Origin of the sequence: Chondromyces crocatus, assembly GCF_001189295.1 — a bacterium.
GTDB classification, from domain to species: domain Bacteria; phylum Myxococcota_A; class Polyangia; order Polyangiales; family Polyangiaceae; genus Chondromyces; species Chondromyces crocatus.
Map to the genome: position 1 here is coordinate 10,480,188 of NZ_CP012159.1, position 18,335 is coordinate 10,498,522.

General features: G+C 69.4%; 14 protein-coding genes. 12 read left to right on the forward strand and 2 right to left on the reverse strand.

The genetic code is table 11. The features are described 5' to 3' along the window. The first annotated feature begins 202 nt into the window (after positions 1 to 202). Entirely contained in the window at positions 203 to 1,306 is a 1,104-nt protein-coding gene (locus tag CMC5_RS38000) for a vWA domain-containing protein (protein WP_050434981.1), read from the forward strand. Between the two features lie 61 nt (positions 1,307 to 1,367). Here CMC5_RS38000 and CMC5_RS38005 read toward each other — a convergent pair whose 3' ends face one another. Next, positions 1,368 to 2,960 (reverse strand): serine/threonine protein kinase, encoded by a 1,593-nt coding sequence (locus CMC5_RS38005; RefSeq protein WP_050434982.1) that lies wholly within the window; start codon positions 2,958 to 2,960, stop codon positions 1,368 to 1,370. 437 nt (positions 2,961 to 3,397) lie between these two features. On the opposite strand from CMC5_RS38005, the gene tssC reads away from it, so the two are divergent. The 10 genes from tssC (at position 3,398) to CMC5_RS38060 (ending at position 15,086) form a co-directional block, all read left to right on the forward strand. Further along, the gene (gene tssC, locus CMC5_RS38015; protein ID WP_050434984.1) at positions 3,398 to 4,867 is read left to right on the forward strand and encodes a type VI secretion system contractile sheath large subunit; all 1,470 of its coding nucleotides are present in this window, start codon (positions 3,398 to 3,400) and stop codon (positions 4,865 to 4,867) included. Between the two features lie 171 nt (positions 4,868 to 5,038). Next, on the forward strand, positions 5,039 to 6,025 hold the full coding sequence (locus tag CMC5_RS38020) for an AAA family ATPase (protein ID WP_050434985.1): 987 nt from the start codon (positions 5,039 to 5,041) through the stop codon (positions 6,023 to 6,025). After that, positions 6,022 to 6,963 (forward strand): DUF58 domain-containing protein, encoded by a 942-nt coding sequence (locus CMC5_RS38025; RefSeq protein ID WP_082363180.1) that lies wholly within the window; start codon positions 6,022 to 6,024, stop codon positions 6,961 to 6,963. Before CMC5_RS38020 ends, CMC5_RS38025 begins: the two co-directional genes overlap by 4 nt. Further along, positions 6,960 to 8,243: a hypothetical protein gene (locus CMC5_RS38030; RefSeq protein WP_050434986.1), complete on the forward strand. Its 1,284-nt coding sequence runs from the start codon at positions 6,960 to 6,962 to the stop codon at positions 8,241 to 8,243. Before CMC5_RS38025 ends, CMC5_RS38030 begins: the two co-directional genes overlap by 4 nt. Then, complete coding sequence (locus CMC5_RS38035; protein ID WP_050434987.1) at positions 8,240 to 9,385, forward strand: vWA domain-containing protein; 1,146 nt, start codon at positions 8,240 to 8,242, stop codon at positions 9,383 to 9,385. Before CMC5_RS38030 ends, CMC5_RS38035 begins: the two co-directional genes overlap by 4 nt. Further along, on the forward strand, positions 9,382 to 10,506 hold the full coding sequence (locus CMC5_RS38040) for a vWA domain-containing protein (RefSeq protein WP_050434988.1): 1,125 nt from the start codon (positions 9,382 to 9,384) through the stop codon (positions 10,504 to 10,506). Before CMC5_RS38035 ends, CMC5_RS38040 begins: the two co-directional genes overlap by 4 nt. After that, positions 10,493 to 11,548: a hypothetical protein gene (locus tag CMC5_RS38045; protein ID WP_050434989.1), complete on the forward strand. Its 1,056-nt coding sequence runs from the start codon at positions 10,493 to 10,495 to the stop codon at positions 11,546 to 11,548. Before CMC5_RS38040 ends, CMC5_RS38045 begins: the two co-directional genes overlap by 14 nt. 2 nt (positions 11,549 to 11,550) lie before the next feature. After that, positions 11,551 to 13,527, forward strand: coding sequence for a BatD family protein (locus CMC5_RS38050; RefSeq protein WP_050434990.1), 1,977 nt, complete (start codon positions 11,551 to 11,553; stop codon positions 13,525 to 13,527). Beyond that, positions 13,512 to 14,435 carry an outer membrane protein assembly factor BamD gene (locus CMC5_RS38055; protein WP_063796424.1) on the forward strand — a complete coding sequence of 308 codons (924 nt, stop codon included), beginning with the start codon at positions 13,512 to 13,514 and terminating at the stop codon, positions 14,433 to 14,435. Before CMC5_RS38050 ends, CMC5_RS38055 begins: the two co-directional genes overlap by 16 nt. A gap of 69 nt (positions 14,436 to 14,504) precedes the next feature. After that, positions 14,505 to 15,086 carry a hypothetical protein gene (locus CMC5_RS38060; protein ID WP_050434991.1) on the forward strand — a complete coding sequence of 194 codons (582 nt, stop codon included), beginning with the start codon at positions 14,505 to 14,507 and terminating at the stop codon, positions 15,084 to 15,086. Positions 15,087 to 15,170: 84 nt separating this feature from the next. Here the strand turns inward: CMC5_RS38060 and CMC5_RS38065 are convergent, their stop codons facing one another. Further along, complete coding sequence (locus CMC5_RS38065) at positions 15,171 to 16,724, reverse strand: FAD-dependent oxidoreductase (protein WP_218920169.1); 1,554 nt, start codon at positions 16,722 to 16,724, stop codon at positions 15,171 to 15,173. A 306-nt stretch (positions 16,725 to 17,030) separates the two neighbouring features. Here CMC5_RS38065 and CMC5_RS38070 point away from each other — a divergent pair, with 306 nt between their 5' ends. Beyond that, positions 17,031 to 18,305, forward strand: a complete 1,275-nt coding sequence (locus CMC5_RS38070) for a PP2C family protein-serine/threonine phosphatase (protein WP_050434992.1) — start codon at positions 17,031 to 17,033, stop codon at positions 18,303 to 18,305. The last annotated feature ends 30 nt before the right edge of the window (positions 18,306 to 18,335 follow it).

Below are 18,335 nucleotides of genomic sequence, written 5' to 3' on the forward strand. Positions count from 1 at the left end.
GTGGGTGCGACGTGGCGCGTGGGCGGCACGCGGGTAGCTCGTGGACGGCACGCGGGTAGCTGGTGGGCGGCTCGTGGGTAGCGCGTGGGTGGCGCGCAGGTGCGAAGCGGATTTCTCTCCTCGCGATCCCCCCTCGCGCTCTCTCTCTTCGCGGTCCCCCCGCGCGGTGCTGCGCGTGCGATAGTGTCGAGACAGCCATTCCATGCGACGCCTGCTCTCCCGCCTCTTCCTCGCCGTGCCCCTCGGGTTGCTCTCCGCCGCGGTTCATGGCGCTTGCTCGCCGGACTCCGGGGTCACGCAGTCGTCGTCCAGCACGACCGGCGGCGAAGATGACGGCGGCCTGCTCGATCCGCCGCCGGACACGGGCATCCTGGATCCAGACGCCGCCTGCGCGCTGGTCACGGAGGAGGCCATCTCCGTCCCGCTGAATCTCTACATCTTGCTGGACAAGTCCTCCTCGATGGCAGGGGACAAATGGCAAAGCGCCAAGGTGGGGCTCACGGCCTTCCTGAATGACGCGCGCTTCGAGGGCATCCGCGTGGCCTTGCGGTTCTTCCCGCGCGCGGCCGACAACGTCCCCGCCTGCGATCAGTTCGCTTACAAGGAACCCGCGGTCGATTACGGGCCATTGCCTGGAAACACGAGCGCCCTCCTGCAGGCGCTCGATGCAGAGACCCCCAACGGGTTCAATACGCCCATCTACCCCGCGCTCGGTGGCGCTTTGCTCAAGGGCATCGAGGTCGCGCAGAACAACCCGGGAGAGGCCTCGGCCGTCTTGCTGGTGACGGATGGGCAACCGGCCGGCCCGCAAGGCACCTGTGGCGGTGTGAACCCCGAGGATCCCACGGTGATCGCGAACCTGGCGAGGACGGGGGCGCAGCACGACCCGCCGGTCCTCACGTACGTCATCGGGCTCCCCGGGGCCGATCAGACGTTTTCGAATCAGGTGGCGAGCGCGGGAGGCACCAGCACGGCCGTGCTCGTGAGCGCCAGCAACGTCGCGGCGGAGTTCCAGGCGGCGCTCACCCGCGTGACCGGTGACGCGCTGCCTTGCGAGTACGAACTACCGACCGACGTGAAGCAAGGGAACGTCGCGATCACGAGCGTGAACGTGCTTTTGACCCTGGGCGCCGACGAGCCGAGCGTGCTCCCCCAGGACGCCGCCTGTGATGGCGCTGGCTGGCGCTACGACATCCCGGGCGACCCGTCGCACATCGAACTCTGCCCCGCGACCTGCGCCTCCTTGAAGCAACAGGACGCCGCGAAGATTCAGATCCTGCTCGGCTGCACCACGATCGTTCAGTAAAGCGCCGCGCGACGCCGGGCCGGCCTCCAGGAGCGCTGCGTGAGGCCGGACCGGGGAGGGCTCAGAACTTGAGCTTGATCACGGCGGCGCCGACGGCGATGACGACCACCAGCAGTCCGAGCACGATCAACGCCATCGGGCTGCGTCGCGCTGGCGCTGCCGGTTTCGTCACCGCGACGCTGGCCGCTCTGCTGCGGCTCGGCTCCGCGCTCGTCGCCGTCGTCTTGGTCGGCGTGAGGACCAGCTTCGGCTCGCTGCTCGGCTTCGGCTCGCGGCTCGACTTCGGCTCGCGGCTCGACTTCGGCTCGCGGCTCGACTTCGGCTCGCGGCTCGACGAGGGGTCACCCGAGGAGGCCGCTTTCAAGGCCCCGCCGGTGCTCTCCGGCTCCGACTTCCTTCCGCTCCCGAGTTCGCCTCGCCCGCTCAGATCCGGCTCCGAGCGTCGCGAGACCCCCGGGTCGGATTTGCGGAGCAGCGAGGGGTCGCCTCGACGGACCGACTTGGGTGCGCTCGAGCTGGGCGCCTCCTGGCCACCTGCAAACAGCAGGGCCACGCTGCGCATCATCACCTCGGTCCCGTCTTCGGGGCGCAGGGGTCGCTCGAACTCGTCGTCCTCTTCGCGAGGCGGGTAGAGGTCCAGCTCCTCGGCGGCGCTCACGATCTTGCCGGTCCGCTCTTCCGCGACGCCAGGCATCAAGGAGGAGACGAGGGTGCCGATGTCCTTCTTCGACATCCGCTCGCCCAGGCCGGCCCTCACCTTGTCGAGGTCCTTCCGGAGCTCTGCCGCGGTCTGGTAGCGATCGTTCGGATCGCGCGCCAGCGCCTTCATGATGATGCGGTCCAGCTCGGGCGGGAGATCCGGCATGATCTCGAGCGGTGCCTGCGGCGTCCGCGTCGTGATCTGCGCCATCACCTCCATGAACCCGCGGCCGCGGAACGGGGGATGGCCCGTGACCAGCAGGTAGAGGAGGCAGCCAAACGAGAAGAGGTCGCTGCGCCGATCGATTTTCTCGCCCGACACCTGCTCGGGGGAGAAGTAGGCGGTCTTGCCCTTGATGACGCCGGCCTTGCTGACCTGGGTCTGGGCGCGCGACTTGGCGACGCCGAAGTCGACGACCTTCACCGTGCCATCGAACCCCACCATGACGTTCTGCGGGGTCACGTCGCGGTGGATCAGGTGAAGCAGCTCACCCGTGTCGTCGCGTACCTCGTGGGCCGCGTGCAGTCCGGCACAGGCGGCGACGGCGACGTGGAGCACCCAGTTGAGCGGGAGCAAGGAGCGCTTGGCGTTCTGAGCAGACGCCAGCTTGGCGAGGGACTCGCCATCGATCCACTCCATCGCGATGTAGGGCCGCTCGCGGACCTCGCCGCAGGCGAAGATCTCCACCACGTTGGGGTGGAGGATCAGCGAGGCCGCCCGGGCCTCGTCCAGGAACATGGCGCGCACGTCCGAGTCGCTGTGCAGCGCATCCGAGACGAGCTTGACCGCCACGACTTGCTCGGCCCCCGAACCGTGCGCTTCCCGGCGTCGAGCAGCCCACACTGTGGCCATGCCGCCAGAAGCTGCGGGGTAAAGCAGCTCGTACTTGCCGACGATGTCACCCGGCGCAAAGCCGTCGTGCTCGTCTTTCCAATCGTCGCCCCACGGGTCCATGCCAGTGCGCTCCCCGACGATGCTAGAGGACTTCCAGCAGGACAAGAGAAACAGAACACCAGATTGATGTTCATGAGCAAAAAGAAGTCCTGCTGACCTTTGAGGTCACCTTCTAGCCAGTCGTCAGCCTCCTGAGGGTAGTTGACTTCGCTGTAGGCTTCAGTTTGCTCGACTGAGGCCGTTTCAGCTATCCGGCATGGGCGAAATCCGCCAGTCGACGCGCCAGGGCCTGCTGAAAGGGGCGAGGAGGGGGGCCAAAGGGGCGACGGCCGGCGCCGCTCGGCCACCCGCGAGGCCCGCGAGGCCCGCGAGGCCCGCGAGGCCCGCGAGGTCCGCGAGGCCACAGCGCCGCCCGAGCATCCGGTCTCGGGCGATCCGGGGTTCGATGCCGGCGGGGGCGTTCACGTCGGCTCAAGGCCGTGGCAATGTGATGGACCATGGAAGCCCAGCCCGCCGAGGCAACGCCCGAAGTCCCCCGGACGATGCTGGAGGAGATCCTGGCGAGCTCGCGGCTGCCGCCAGGGCACGAGGACTACGACGCCGTGGGCCGCGGCGTCCGCGCCGTGGTCGGTGATGTGGTCCGGCGCCGGGGCGCGGACGAGAAGATCGACAACGCGCTCGTCGACCAGATCATCGCCGAGATCGACGCCGGGCTGTCTCGCCAGATCGACGAGATCCTGCACCACCCCGCCGTTCAACGCCTGGAAGCGGCCTGGCGCGCCCTGAAGTTCGTCATCGATCGGGTCGAGTTCCGCGAGAACATCCGCGTCGAGCTCCTCAACTGTTCCAAGGAGGATCTGCTCGCCGACTTCGAGGACAGCCCCGAGGTGGTGAAGAGCGGTCTGTACAAGACCGTGTACTCCGCCGAGTTCGGCGTCTTCGGTGGCAAGCCGTTCGGCGCGATCATCTCCAGCTACGAGTTCGGCCCCAGCCCGCAAGACATCGCGCTGCTCCAGAAGTGCGCCTCGGTCGCGGCGATGTCGCATGCGCCCTTCTTCGCCGCCGCGGGTCCGCTGTTCTTCGGGCAGAAGAACCACCTGAACCTCCCTCATCTCGGGGAGATCAAGGCGATGTTCGAGGGCCCTCAGTACATCAAGTACAACTCGTTCCGCGAGAGCGAGGACGCGCGCTACGTGGGGCTGCTCTTGCCGCGGTTCCTGCTCCGGCTGCCCTATGGGCCGAGCACGATGCGCGTGCGCGCCTTCGCGTACGAAGAAGACGTGGTCGGCAACCACGAGGCGTTTCTCTGGGGCAACCCGGCCGCGGCGTTCGCCACGCGGCTCGCCGAGAGCTTCGCGCGCAACCGGTGGTGCCTCAACATCGTCGGGCCGAACTCCGGGGGCACGGTGGAAGGCCTGGTCTTGCATCAGTACGAGGCCATGGGGGCCATCCAGACCAAGATCCCGGTCGAGGTCTTGCTGACCGAGCGCCGCGAGTTCGAGCTGGCAGAAGAGGGCTTCATCGGGCTGGCGTTCCGCAAGGACACCACGAACGCCTGCTTCTTCTCGGCCAACTCGGTGCAGAAGCCGAAGTACTACGGGATCAGCGAGGAGGGTCGCACGGCCGAGATGAACTTCCGGCTGGGCACCCAGCTCCCTTACATGTTCCTCATCAGCAGGCTGGCGCACTACATCAAGGTGCTGCAGCGAGAGAACATCGGGAGCTGGAAGGAGCGGCAGGATCTGGAGCAGGAGATCAACTCCTGGCTGAACCAGTACGTCTCCGACATGGACGTGGTGTCGCCTGCGGTGCGCTCCAAGCGCCCCCTCCGCAGGGCCCGCGTGCGTGTCACCGATGTGGCGGGCAACGCCGGCTGGTACCGGGTGGATCTCGAGGTTCGACCTCACCTCAAGTACATGGGCGCGATGTTCAACCTGAACATCGTCGGCAAGCTGGAAAAGGAGTGACCCCTCGTGGGGTGGAGCCTCCTCCAGGGGGGGCTCCGGGGGGCTCCGGGTCGGGCCTGGCGAGAGGCGGGACGACCCCTGCCGGAATGTGACCCTCCACGGCGACGGGCGGAATAAACACGCCCGTCCGGTTGTCCCGAGGGCACCAAGCCTGTAGAGCAGAGCCCTCCCATGCATGACGTCCGTGCCCTGAACGAGCTGGTGGCCAAGGAGAGCGCCTTCGTCGACAACCTCATCAACGAGGTCGGCAAGGTCATCGTCGGCCAGACTTACATGATCGAGCGGATCCTGATCGGGCTGCTCACGGGTGGCCACGTGCTGCTCGAAGGTGTCCCCGGTCTGGCCAAGACCCTCACGGTCAGGACCCTCTGTGACGCCATCGAGGCGAAGTTCTCGCGCATCCAGTTCACCCCCGACCTGCTCCCGGCGGACCTCGTCGGCACCGTCATCTACAACCACCAGAAGGGCGACTTCACGTCGAAGCTGGGCCCGATCTTCGCGAACCTCGTGCTCGCGGACGAGATCAACCGCGCCCCCGCCAAGGTGCAGAGCGCCCTGCTGGAGGCCATGCAGGAGCGGCAGGTCACCATCGGGGACACGACCTATCCTCTGCCCAAGCCCTTCGTGGTCATGGCCACCCAGAACCCCATCGAGCAGGAGGGGACCTACCGTCTCCCCGAAGCGCAGGTGGACCGCTTCATGATCATGGTGAAGGTGGGGTATCCCGCCCGCGCCGAGGAGCGGCAGATCATCGACCGCACCACGGCCCCGGTCGAGTCCAAGGCCAGCAAGGTCACCACCCCGGAGGAGCTCAGCCGGGCGGCGAGCGTGGTCCGGGACGTCTACATGGACGATCGGGTGAAGGACTACATCGTCGATGTGGTCTTCGCGACCCGGGAGCCCGCGCAGAAGGGCATGCGCGATCTCAGCAGCCTCATCGAGTACGGCGCCAGCCCGCGCGCCTCGATCGCGCTGGCCCTCGCCGCCAGAGCCCACGCCTTCCTCCGTCACCGCGGCTACGTCACCCCCGAAGACGTGAAGGCCATCGGGCCCGACGTGCTCCGGCACCGCATGGTGCTCACCTACGAAGCGGAGGCCGAGGAGGTCACGGCCGAGCAGATCGTTCGGCGCGTCTTCGAGGTGGTCGAGGTGCCGTGACCCGCCCCGCCGACGCGCGCAAAGCGGAAGAACCCCAGGAGAAGCGCTCGTCCAAGCCGCTTCCGACCGAGCTCCTCCGGCAGCTCCGGCGGATCTCGATCCGCACCCAGCGGCTGGCGACGCAGGAACTCTCGGGGTCTTACCACTCGGTCTTCAAGGGGCAGGGCCTCTCGTTCCGTGAGGTGCGCGCCTACGCGCCCGGCGACGATGTCCGCTGGATCGACTGGAACGTCTCCGCCCGCATGAGCGAGGCCTTCGTCAAGGTCTTCGTCGAAGAGCGCGAGATGACGGTCATGCTCGTCGTCGACGCCTCGCAGAGCGAGCAGTTCGGGACGCGCCGCGCGTCGAAGGCACAGATCGCTGCGGAGATCTGCGCCCTGTGTGCCTTCAGCGCGATCAAGAACAACGACCGGGTGGGGCTCGTGCTCGCCACCGAGGCCATCGAGCGGCTGGTCCCGCCGCTGAAGGGCGACAAGCACGTGCTGCGGGTGGTGCGCGAGATCCTCGGGCATGAACCCCAGTACACGGGCACGAACCTCAAGCTCGCGCTGGAGACCCTGGTCAAGGTGGCCAAGCGGCGCAGCGTGGCCTTCGTGGTCAGCGACTTCTTCGCCACCGGCTTCGAGCGCGCGCTCGCGCTGGCCGCCGCGAAGCACGACGTCATCCCGGTCATGATCGTCGACCCGCGTGACGAGGAGCTGCCCGACGTCGGGCTGGCCACCTTCGAGGACCTGGAGACGGGGGAAGAGGTGGTCGTCGACACCAGCGATCGCGCCGTCCGCGATCACTACAAGAAGGCCATGAGAAAGCTGCGCACCGATCGCGATCGCCTCTTCAAGAAGCTGGCGCTCGACGCGGTGATCGTGAAGGTGGGCGAGAACTACGTGAACCCGCTCCGCGATCTGTTCGCGCGGCGCGCCCGGAGGCTCCGGCGGTGAACCCGGTGCGCTGGACTCTCCGACGCGCCTGTCTCACGGCCACGTCGCTGCTCGTCGCCGTCGCGGTCCCCGCGCTCGTGTACGCGCAGCCCGACGTCCCCGCCGACGAGCCGGAGCCGCCTCCTCCTGCAATCAGCGACGACGCGCCCGCGCCTCCTCCCCCTCCAGGGAGCGCAGGCGCGAGCGATCCCGGCGCCCCACCCGCTCCAGCCGCGCCGTCACCCGCTGGCGCTGCCGCGGAGCGGACCTGGGTCTCCTGCACCGAGCACGTGCCCTCTGGCGCCACCCGGCCGGTCATCCAGGAGACGTTCCCGGCGACGGGCTTCAGCGGCTACGCGGCTCCACTCACCATCGTCGTCACGCACGGCAAGGGCGAGACGGTGTTGCCCGAGGGCTTCAAGCTCCAGCGGGCGAGCGATGCTGCCCGAGGGCTCACCGAGGCGGGCTTCGTCATCCCCGAGGCCGACGCCGGCGCAGGGCCGACCATCGCGCGGCCTGCACCAGGCAGCCCGGAGGAGCGGGTCACCACCACGGTGATCGTCCCCTTCGTGGCGCTGCCCCCGAAGCCAGGCCGCAACCTGATGGAGCTACCGCCAGTCCCCGTCGCCATCGCACGCGCGAGCGGGGAGGTCGTGACGGTGTGCACCCGGCCGCACCGCATCCTCATCGAGGATCCGATCGCCAACGAGGTGGATCCCAAGGTCAAGCCGAACCCCGAGCCTCGCCCTCAGCGCGAAGACTGGGCGTTCGCCAGGCACGCGGCGCTGGCTGCGCTGGCGGGAGCGGTCCTCGCCCTCCTCCTCGCCTGGCTCATCCGGCGCTGGCGTCAGCGGCCCAAGGTGGTGCACGTGCCGCCGCCCAAGCTCCCCTGGATCGCCGCCATGGAAGAGCTCTCCGCGCTGCGGCGCTCCAGCTTGCTCGCGGAAGGCCACACCGACGAGTTCTTCGATCGCGTCAGCGACTGCGTCCGGCGCTACCTGGGCGCGCGCTACGGCTTCGACGGCCTGGAGACCACCAGCGACGAGATGCGCTCCCTCCTGCGCCGTGTCCGTCCTCCCGTCCTGGTGCTGCCGGAGATCGGGGAGTTCCTTTCGGACTGCGACCTGGTGAAGTTCGCGCGCGTCCAGCCCACGGAGCAAGACTGCCGTGACGCCCTCGAGCGGGGCGAGCAGATCATCCGACGCACCATCCCGCAGCAGGCAGCGCCGAGCGCTGGCAACGCTGCCCCGCCCGCTGGTGCCTCTGGAGGCTCCTCCACCAGCGACGAGGTGTCCTCGTGAGCACCGCGAAGCGCGCGATCCTGGCCGTCCTCGCGACCGTGATCATCGCCGCGCTGGCCTTGATCTACCCGTGGCTCGTCCGGCGTGAAGCGTGGAGCGGAGCCACCTGGCAGCAGCCCTGGTTCTTGCTCGGCCTCATCCTGGTCCCCATCGTCTGGTACTGGGGCATCTTCCCTCAGGATGCGCGCAAGCCCAGGCTCCGCGTCGGGACGGTCAGCCCGCTGCTCACGGGCCCTCGTGGCATCCGCAGCTACCTGAGAGACCTTCCGGGCGTCCTGCGGGCGGTCTCGGTGGCCTTGCTGATCCTGGCCATGGGACGGCCGGTGAGCGTGCTGCGCGACCAGCGCTCCGACGACAAGGGGATCGACATCGTCGTGGCCCTCGATCTGTCGGGTTCGATGCGCGCGGTGCTCGACGCGAAGCCGGAGGATCTCCCGGGCAGCCCCCGGCTGGCCAAGAACAAGCGCCTCACCCGCCTCGACGTCGCCAAGCTCGTCCTCCAGGACTTCATCGGCCGGCGCAGGACCGACCGGATCGGCGTCATCGTCTTCGGCAAAGCAGCGTACGTACTCTCGCCGCCGACGATGGACTACCCGCTGCTGTCGCAGCTCGTCTCCAAGATGACGCTCAACGTCATCGATGGCAGCGGCACGGCGATCGGTGACGCCCTCGGCACGGCGTCGGCGCGGCTGCGGCGCAGCGACGCCCTCTCCAAGGTGATCATCCTCATCACCGACGGGGACTCGAACGCAGGTTCGATCTCGCCGGAGTACGCAGCCCAGCTCGCGGCTGGCCTCGGCGCCAAGATCCACACCATCCAGATTGGATCCGCCGACGAGGTGGATGTCGAGGATGGCGTCGATCTCTTCGGCCAGCCCCGCTACGCGCGGCACCGCTTCCCGGTCAACCCGGAGCTGCTCCGGGAGATTGCGCAGAAGACCGGCGGAGAGGCGTACGTGGCCACGGACGCCAAGGCCCTGAGCGCGAGCATGCACGACGTGCTCGACAAGCTCGAGAAGACACGCTTCGAGGCGTCGATCGCGTCCTACGAAGATCTGTTCCCCCTCCTTCTCCTGCCCGGCGTCGTGCTGGTGGCCCTCGATGCCCTGCTGCGCGCCTGGCTGCTCCGGAGGTTCCCGTGATCTTCGCGACGCCTTACTGGCTCATCGGCATCGCGCTCGCGCCGCTGGTCGGGCTCTTGCTCGTCCTGGGTGGGCTCGGCACGGAGCGTGCGGTGAAGCGCTTCGGGGATCCAGAGCGCGTGCGTGCGCTCACGACGAGCGATCCCGCCAAATTCCGGGCGTGGAAGGGGATCCTGCTCGTCCTCGCGATCATGACCGCCTTCTTCGCGGCAGCGCGACCGCAGTACGGCAAGGGCACCCGCCTCGTCCCGGCCACCAACGTCGATGTGGTGGTGGTCCTCGATTACTCGAAGAGCATGTACGCGCGTGACGTCGAGCCGTCGCGCACCTTCCGGGCGAAGGTGGAGGTGTCTCGGCTCATCAAGGACCTGGAAGGCGCCCGCTTCGCCGCCGTTGCCTTCGCCGGCGAGCCCATGAGCTTCCCGCTCACCGCCGATGGCGCCGCCATCGCCCAGTTCTTGCGTCAGCTCGATCCCAACGACATGCCCGTCGGCGGGACCGCCATCGCGCGCGCGCTCGAGTCGGCGCGCGAGCTTCTCAAGAACGACCCCAAGGCGAAGGATCACAAGCGCATCATCCTGCTCATCACGGACGGTGAAGACCTCGAAGGGACGCCGGGGGCCGTCGCGCAGTCGATCGGTGCGGAGGGAACCACCATCCACGTCGTCCAGATCGGCGGACGCACGCCCGAGCCCATCCCCGAGATCAGCGAAGATGGGCGCATCGTGGGGTGGCGCAAGGATCGTCGCGGGGAGCCGCTGACCACGGCGCTCACCGTCGAGGGGGAAGCGCAGCTCGCCTCGATCGCTCAGGCGACGCCGGGTGGGAAGCTCGTGCGTGCCGAGAAGGGCTCGACCGGCATCGAGGAGATCGCCGCCGAGCTGCGGCGGCAGATGGTCAGTGAGTACGCCGAGCGCGTGGAGACCGTGTACGCCGATGTCTATTTCTACCCGCTGGGCCTCACGATCGTGTTCCTGCTCGCCGAGCTTTACGTGACCGACGGGCCGCGGCGGCGCTTCACACCGAGGCGTCCTCCTCCGGCGAGACGCAAGCGAGACGCGCTCTTCGGTGACAAGCCCACCAAGGAGCGGCCTGTGGAGGTGGACCATGCCTCGGCGTGATCTCGCCAAGCGTGTCCTGCTCGCGGGGTTCGCGCTCGCGTGCCTCACTGGAGCGGCTTTCTCCGCCACGGTCGGCTGTAGCGGCTGGGATCCTTCGTCCCCGTTCGAGCGCAACGCGCCCGCCGTCGACCAGGCCATCCAGGATCTCGACGCGGGCCGCCTCGAATCCGCAGAGGATGCGCTCACCCGGTACCTGGGCACCGGCCAGTGCTCCGACGCCGGGATCGGGCTGCCGGACGCCGTGCGCCAGAAGCCGAACGGCTCGTTCGATCTCGGCCTCACGCTCTTCTACATGGCGGAGCGCTACGGCCGCCGTTTTGGCGACGAGGAGCAGACCGGCGGCGCCCAGGAGGGGGAGGACGATCCGCAAGCCGCACAGCGGAACGTGGAGATCGACTGCGCGCTGATCATCGTGCAGGCCATCGCGGCCGATCCCACCGTCCCTGCCGACCTGCGGGCGCGGGCGCGTTACCTGGTCGGCAACCTCGAGTTCTTGCGGCGCCGCTACAAGGAGGCCGTCGCATCTTACGACCAGGCGCTCGCCATCATCCCCGGGCTCTTCGAGGAGGCGGGAGGCGATGGCATCGGCCGGGACGCGGCCTGGAATCGCGCCATCGCGCTGCGCCGCATCGAGGATCAGGAGCGTGACGCCGCCCCGGACTCCCCGCCGGACGCCCCGCCCGATCCGCCCCCCGATGGCGGCGAGGATGGGGGTGACGATGGCGGCGACGACGCTGGCAACGACGGCGGTGACGACGGCGGCGACGACGCTGGCAACGACGGCGGGGGTGAGGACGCTGGTGACGACGGTGGCCAGCAGGATCAGCAGCCCGACGCCGGCGACACGGCCGATGGAGGTCCTCAGGACGACAAGCCGGATGCCGGGGGTCAACCGCCTCCGCAGCAGCCGCCTCCGCAGCAGCCGCAGGAGGCGCGACAGGACGAGCGTGTGCTCGATCAGTTCGAAGAAGCGCCGACGTACCAGGAAGAAGAGGCGAAGAACCGAGGGCTCCGGCGCGGCCGGGTCATGGAGGACAAGTAGCGATGCCCTGCGAGCACGGTAGCCACGGCGGCGCTGCTCCGTGGGGCCGCGACGCCAGCGTCGCCACGACAGCCCGGCCCACGCCCTGGCGTCGCCTCGCGGGCGCCGTCGCGCTGGTCGGCGTGTTCCTTCCGAGGACTGCGCTCGCCCAGCTCGACCTCACCGCGCGCGCCAGCGCCCGGCAAGTCGAGGTCGGCGAGCCCTTCACCGTCGAGATCAGCACCACGGTGGATCAGAGCACCTCGATGCCCGGCAGCCCCGATCTGCGACCCCCGGCGGGCATCGAGATCGTGGGTGGCCCGAGCATCTCCACCGGGACCTCGGCGCACTTCCGCTCCGGAGGCGCCATCGTCCGGCGCACCTTCGGCGCCACCTGGCAGCTCATCGCGGGCAAGCAGGGGAGCTTCACCATCCCGGCCCCCACCGTGCTCTGGGAAGGTCGTCGCGTCAGCGCCACCCCCATCCCCATCAAGGTCACCGCGTCCACTGGACGCCGGAGGCCCCAGCAGCCCGGGTTCCCACCTCTCCTCCCCGGCGGCCCTTCGTCGCAGTTCCCCTGGCCCTTCCGCGGGTTCGATCCCTTCGGCTCCCAGCAGGAAGAACAGGCCGAAGAGGATCCCGGCTCGACGGAGCTCAGCATGCGCTCTGCTCCGGACCCCACGGTGTTCTTGCGCGCCATCGCGGACAAGACGCGCGCCGTCGTGGGCGAGCAGATCACCGTCTCTTTCTACCTGTACTACCGCGAGAGCCTCGAGATGACGGAGCGGCACGACGCTCCCATGCCCGATTTCATGCGTGTGCCGCTGCTCAAGAACCCGGGCACCGACACGCCAACGCACACCCTCGTCGGTGGACGTCGCTACGAGGTCCGACTCCTGGACAAGCTCGCGCTCTTCCCGCTCAAGGCGGGCGACCTGCGCACCGGCGTCACGAGCGCGCGCATCACGGGCCGCCGCATCGGCTCTCGTGTGCTCCGGCAGTCGAACGACATCGCCATCCAGATCACCGAGCCTCCCCAGGAGGATCGCCCGCCGGGCTACCGTCTCGGTGACGTCGGCAAGTTCACGCTGAGCGCCACGGTGCAGCCGCGCAAGACCACCCAGGGCGGCTCCGTCTCGGCGACCGTCAAGATCACCGGCACCGGCAACTTCCCGCAGAACCTGCGGGTGCCCGCGCGCACCGGCATCGACTGGCTGGACCCGGAGAAGCGCGAATCCATCGAGCCTCGCGGCGGCGTCATCGGCGGCTACCGCACCTTCGGGTATGTCGTCCGCATCGAGGAGAGCGGGTCCGTCGACCTGGGCACCCTCGAGCTGCCGTACTGGGATCCGGAGCAGCGCCGTTACGTCGTCGAGCGAGCCCAGCTCGGCGTCGTGGAGGTCACCCCGACGATGCCGGCGACCCCAGCGGCTTCCGGCTCGGGCTCCGCGGCGATCGCGCCTCCCTCCCCCGCCAACCGCGATCCTTTCGCGGCGCTCCCTGGGCCTCGCGCCACGCTCAGCGCCTTCACGCCAGCCCCCCCGCCTCGCCTCGAGGGCCCGACCCTCTGGGGACTGCTCGCCACCCCACCCCTCCTGGCAGGGCTCCTCGGCGTGGGTGAGCGCCTGGCCCGTCGCGCCCGGGCACGACGCGCCGCCGGGGATCCCCCGGAGAAGCTCGCAGCGGACGCCATCCGCGAGGCCGCCGAGGCTGCCGAACGCGGGGACGCCAAGGAGACCGCAGCGGCCGCCGAGCGCGCCATTCATCGAGCCATCGAGGCCGCCACCGGCCTGCTCTCGCGTGGCGTCCTGCTCGACGCGCTCGTCGACGAGCTCACCCGCAAGGGCCTGGAGCGCGGCATCGCGGCGCGCGCCCGTGACGTGCTGGCCGACTGCGACGCCATTCGCTTCGATCCGAGCGCCACCGCCGCCGCTGCCACCGAGCTGGTGGAGCGTGCCCGCGCCGTCACCACGGAGCTTGCGCGATGGAAGCGCGCCTGAGCCTCCCCCCGCCGCACGGGATGCCTCTCGCGAAGCGCCGCTGGGTCGCCGGCGCAGCGCTCTTCCTCGCGCTGATCCTCCCGGTGACCACGCTGGCTCAGACGGCTACCCCGCCCACCGCTGCGCCCTCGGCAGACGCCTCCTCGCCGACGCCGCCTTCCTCTGCGACTGCTCCCGCTCAGGCCCCCGAGGCCCTGTTCGCCGAAGGGGCGAACGCCCTCGCGAGCGGAGATTACGCGGCCGCCATCGACCTCTTCGAGGCGCTCGCCGACCGCGGCTTCGTCCACCCCGACGCGAGCTACGACCGCGGGCTCGCCTACGCTCTCCGCGCCCGCGCCAAGGCCGATCGCCCTGGTGATCTGGGCCGCGCCGCCGCCGCCTTCGAGGAGACCCTCCACCTTCGCCCCGGCGACATCGAAGCCGAACGCGCGCTCGACACCGTCCGCGCCGAGATCACCCGACGCCGCTCTCGCCGTGCCAAGGACGCCGTCGATGTGCGCCCGACCCTCGACCGCGTCGTCGTCGGCCTCGCCTCCGAGCAGACCTGGGGACTCGCCGCTCTCCTCGCCTCGGTCTTCCTTGCCGTCGGCATCCGCTTGCGTCGCCAACCCACGGGTCACGCCCACGTCGCTGGCAGTGTGCTCACCCCCGCCGCCCTCGTCGCGCTCCTCATCCTCACGCCGCTCGCGCTGTTCGCACGTCACCTCCGCCTCGACACGCGACCTGGCGTGATCGTCGTGCAGGAGGCCTACCTCACCGACGCGAGCGGACGCACCCTCGGCCGCGATCCCGTCCCTGAAGGAGCCTCCGTCGAGGTCGGCCGTCGTGAAGGCAGCCTCATCGAGGTGCGCTGGGGCGCGAGCGAAGGCTGGATCCCTGCGTCGAGCGTGCGCATCATCTCTCCGTGAACGCATCCTCTGCGTTCACCGACCACAGAGTTGGCTACCCGCCGCCAGCCGTGTGCTAGCTTGGGCTGCGTGTGGGTCCGTCGTGCCGCCATTCGTCCCGTCCCCTCCTATGCCCTCGTCCCCACGCGGGTCCTGGAGCAGATCGAGGAGCAACTCGCGGAGGACGACGACGACTCCCGCCAGCAGCTCGATGACGCGTTCACCCGCTTCGAGCGCACCCAGCCAGCCCTCGCCGAGCGCATCTCCGCTGTCTTGTCGCGCCCCCTGGACGAGACGGCGCTCGCCCTCGGCTACTTCCTGACCCTCGCCATCTGGCTCGCCTTCGACGAGACCTTCGACAAGGACCTCCAGGAGGTCAACGAGACCGGCCTGACCAGCGTCGAAGAGGCGCTCGCCCTCGACGAGCAGATCCGCCTCGCGGACCCGGCCGAAGCCGTCGACTCCGACGACGTCATCGCCATGGAGCAGCCCGATGTCCTCGCCTTCGTGCAGGAGCACCTCGACGCGGCGCTCGAGGCCAATGCCAACGACGTGAACGTCGACGACGTCCACGAGATCTACCGCGTGGTCCTCATCGAGGTCCTGGCCCTGAGCTATGCCGTGCGGCCTCCCTCCAACTGGGCCGCGCTCCCCAGCGAATTCACCGCGTAAAGTCTCGCGTTCATCGTGCGGCGCCTCGACGCCCCCGGCTCGCTCCAGCCGGCGGGCATCGCGCGGCGCGTCCTGCGGTGTGCGTCAGGAGGCCTTCCTCTGTAGCTCCTCTGGCGCCTCCGGCTCCTGGTCCTCGTCACCCGCCCCTGGCTCCCGCACCTCTTCGAGCGGCTCGAAGGCCGGCCCTTGCAGCACCTCGCCGGTCGGCGAGAACCGTGACCCGTGGCACGGACAATCCCAGCTCTTCTCCTCGCTGTTCCAGTGCACCACGCCCCCGAGGTGAGAGCACACCGCCGACACCTCGTGGAGCGACCCCTCCTCGTCCCGGTACACCGCGACCTTGTGGATCCCCCGCTGCACGACGGAGCCACCACCGCGCGGGATGTCGTCGGGCGTCGAGAGCGGCGCCCGCCCCAGCCATTCGGCGTAGTGACGCGCCACCTTCAGGTTCTCGCGCGCGTACTCTCCCACCGCCCGCAGCGTCCTGCGCCGTGGGTTGTAGAGGGACGTCCAGGGGTTCTCGCGCCCCGAGATCAAGTCGCTCAGCAGCATCCCGGCGATCGTCCCGTGGGTCATCCCCTGCCCCGAGTCGCCCGTCGCGATGTACACGTTCTTGCTGTGTCCCGGGTCGGCGCCGATGAACCCGAGCCCGTCCACCGGCTCCATCACCTGCCCCGACCACCGCGCGATCATCTCCCCGCTCACCGGGAACCGCGCCCTCGCCCACGCCTCCAGCCGCGCATAGCGCTCCTCGGCGTCATCGGCTTCCCCGGTCTTGTGATCCTCGCCGCCCACGATCACCATCTCGGTGAACCCCCCGTCCTCCCGCTGCACCCGGTGCAGACGCGCGTAGTGGTACGGATCCTCGGTGTCCCAGTAGAGACCCCGCGGCACGCCCAGCTCCGGCACGGGCAGCGCCACCGCGTACGAGCGGTAAGGCGCCTGCTTCGTGTGGATCGCGAACCTGTCGTTGATCGGCGTGTTCGTCGCCACGATCACGGCCTTCGCACGCACGTGCAGCCCGTCCCGCGTCCACACGGTGGGGGACTCGCCTCCGTCGACGTGGGTCACCGGCGTCCCCTCGAACACCCGCCCTCCATCGCGCAGCACCGCCGCCACGAGCCCCGCCAGGTAGCGGAGCGGGTGAAACATCCCCTGCTGGGGGAACCGCAGGCAAGGTCCCGTATCGAATGCCGCGAGCGGCGCCCGCTCCAGCCGCTCCACCCCGGGGAACCCCAGCCGCGTCGCCGCCTCCAGCTCCCGATCGAGCAGGTCCGGCGCCTGCCCTGCGCCCAGGAAGAGGTAGCCGTCCACCCGCGCGAACTCGCACTCGATCCCTTCACCTCGGGTGATCGCCTCGATCGTATCGATCGCCGACGCGTGGCTCTCGTAGGCGAGCTGAGCCCCCTCGTGGCCGAACAGCCGGATGAGCTGCTCGAACCCCTCGTCCATCGCGCTCGCCAGGTGCGCGGTCGTCTGCGCCGTCTCCCCGCCACCGATCGGCCCTCGATCCAGCACCACCACGCTCACGCCGCTGCGCTGGAGCAGATAGGCTGCGGTGAGTCCCGCGATCCCGGCCCCCACGATGCATACGTCCGCTGTCGTACTCTCTTCCAGAGAGGGTGCCGTGATGGGCATCACTTCTTCTTTCCAGACTGACACCGTTCGCTCTGACGCCTCCATAGCGGGGACTCCTCTCTCCAGCCTGTCTGCCGGTCGCACACCCGACCGACCTCTCCAGCGCAAGAAGCAGGATCAGGGCCTCCCCCGATGCACCGTGGACATGGCAGGTCGTGCACGCCTCGTGCATGCCCCGCTCGGTTCGAGCGTGCTCATCGCGCGCGCTCGACCGTCGTCCAGCCCCTGAGCACGCCGCTCTCCTCCCCGGGGGATGCCGGCGCCCCGCCTTGACCACCCTTTGTGCCTCGACGACACTCGGCCCCCATGCGCGACCGGACGCCCTCTCTCGTCGACGCGTCCTCGCTGCTCTCGATCCTGGAGGTCTCCCGTCGCCTCGCGGTCCAGCACGAGCTCGACGACGTCCTCGAGCTCATCCTTCACACGGGGCGCGAGGTCCTCGGCGCCGAGCGCGGCACGGTGTTCCTCTACGACACGGCCCGACGGGAGCTTTACGCGCGCGTCGCCACGGGGGGCACCGCGATCCGCTTCCCCGCCGATCGCGGCATCGCCGGCGAATGTGTGCGTTCTCGCAAGACCGTCGTCGTCAATGACTGCTACGCCGATCCGCGCTTCAACCCGGAAGTCGACCGGCAGACCGGCTTCCGCACCCGCTGCCTCATCGCCGTGCCGCTCGTCGGCATCGATCAGGAGCTGGTCGGCGTTCTCCAGATGCTGAACACGAGCGGCGACCAGTTCACCTGGGACGACCAGACGGTCGCCGAACTCCTCGCGGCCCAGGCCGCGGTGGCCATCCAGCGCACGCTCCTTCTCGAGGAGCGCCTGATCAAGCTGAAGCTGCAGCACGACATGGCCATCGCGCGCGACATCCAGCAGAACGTCCTCGTCCGCCGCCTGCCCCCCTGCCCTGGCTACACCCTCTCGGCCTACAACCAGCCTGCCGACGCCACGGGCGGCGACATCTACGACATCATCCCGCTGGATCAGCACGCCGAGGCCTCCCCCCTGCTGCTCCTCGTGGCCGACGCCACCGGCCACGGGATCGGCCCGGCGCTGAACATCACCCAGCTCCGCGCCATGCTCCGGCTCGGGCTCCGCCTCTCCGCCGACCTCCCCTTGCTGCTCAACCACATCAACCAGCAGCTCGTGCAGGACCTCCCGGGCGACCGCTTCATCACCGCTTTCCTCGGCGTCCTCGACCCGATCCAGCACCAGGTCCGGTTCCACGCCGCCGGCCAGGGCCCCGTCCTCCACTACCGGGCCACCACGGGCGAGATCGTCTGGCGAGAGACCTCCACCACGCCCCTCGGCATGTTCCCCGAGATCGACGTCGAGCCGCCGCCGCCCATCCACATGGACCCCGGCGACCTGCTCGTCCTGCTCACCGACGGCTTCTACGAGTACCAGAACGCGGCCGGCGAAGAGCTGGGCCCCGAGCGCGTCGGCGAGCTCATCGCCCGCATCCACGAGAACCCCGTCGACCAGATCCTCGCCACCCTGCTCTCGATGCTGCGCGAGTTCGCCGGCTCCTCCCGTCAGAACGACGACCTCACCGCCCTCCTCGTCAAGCGCGAGGTCTGAGGTGACGTCGACGCGTATTTCGACGCCGCG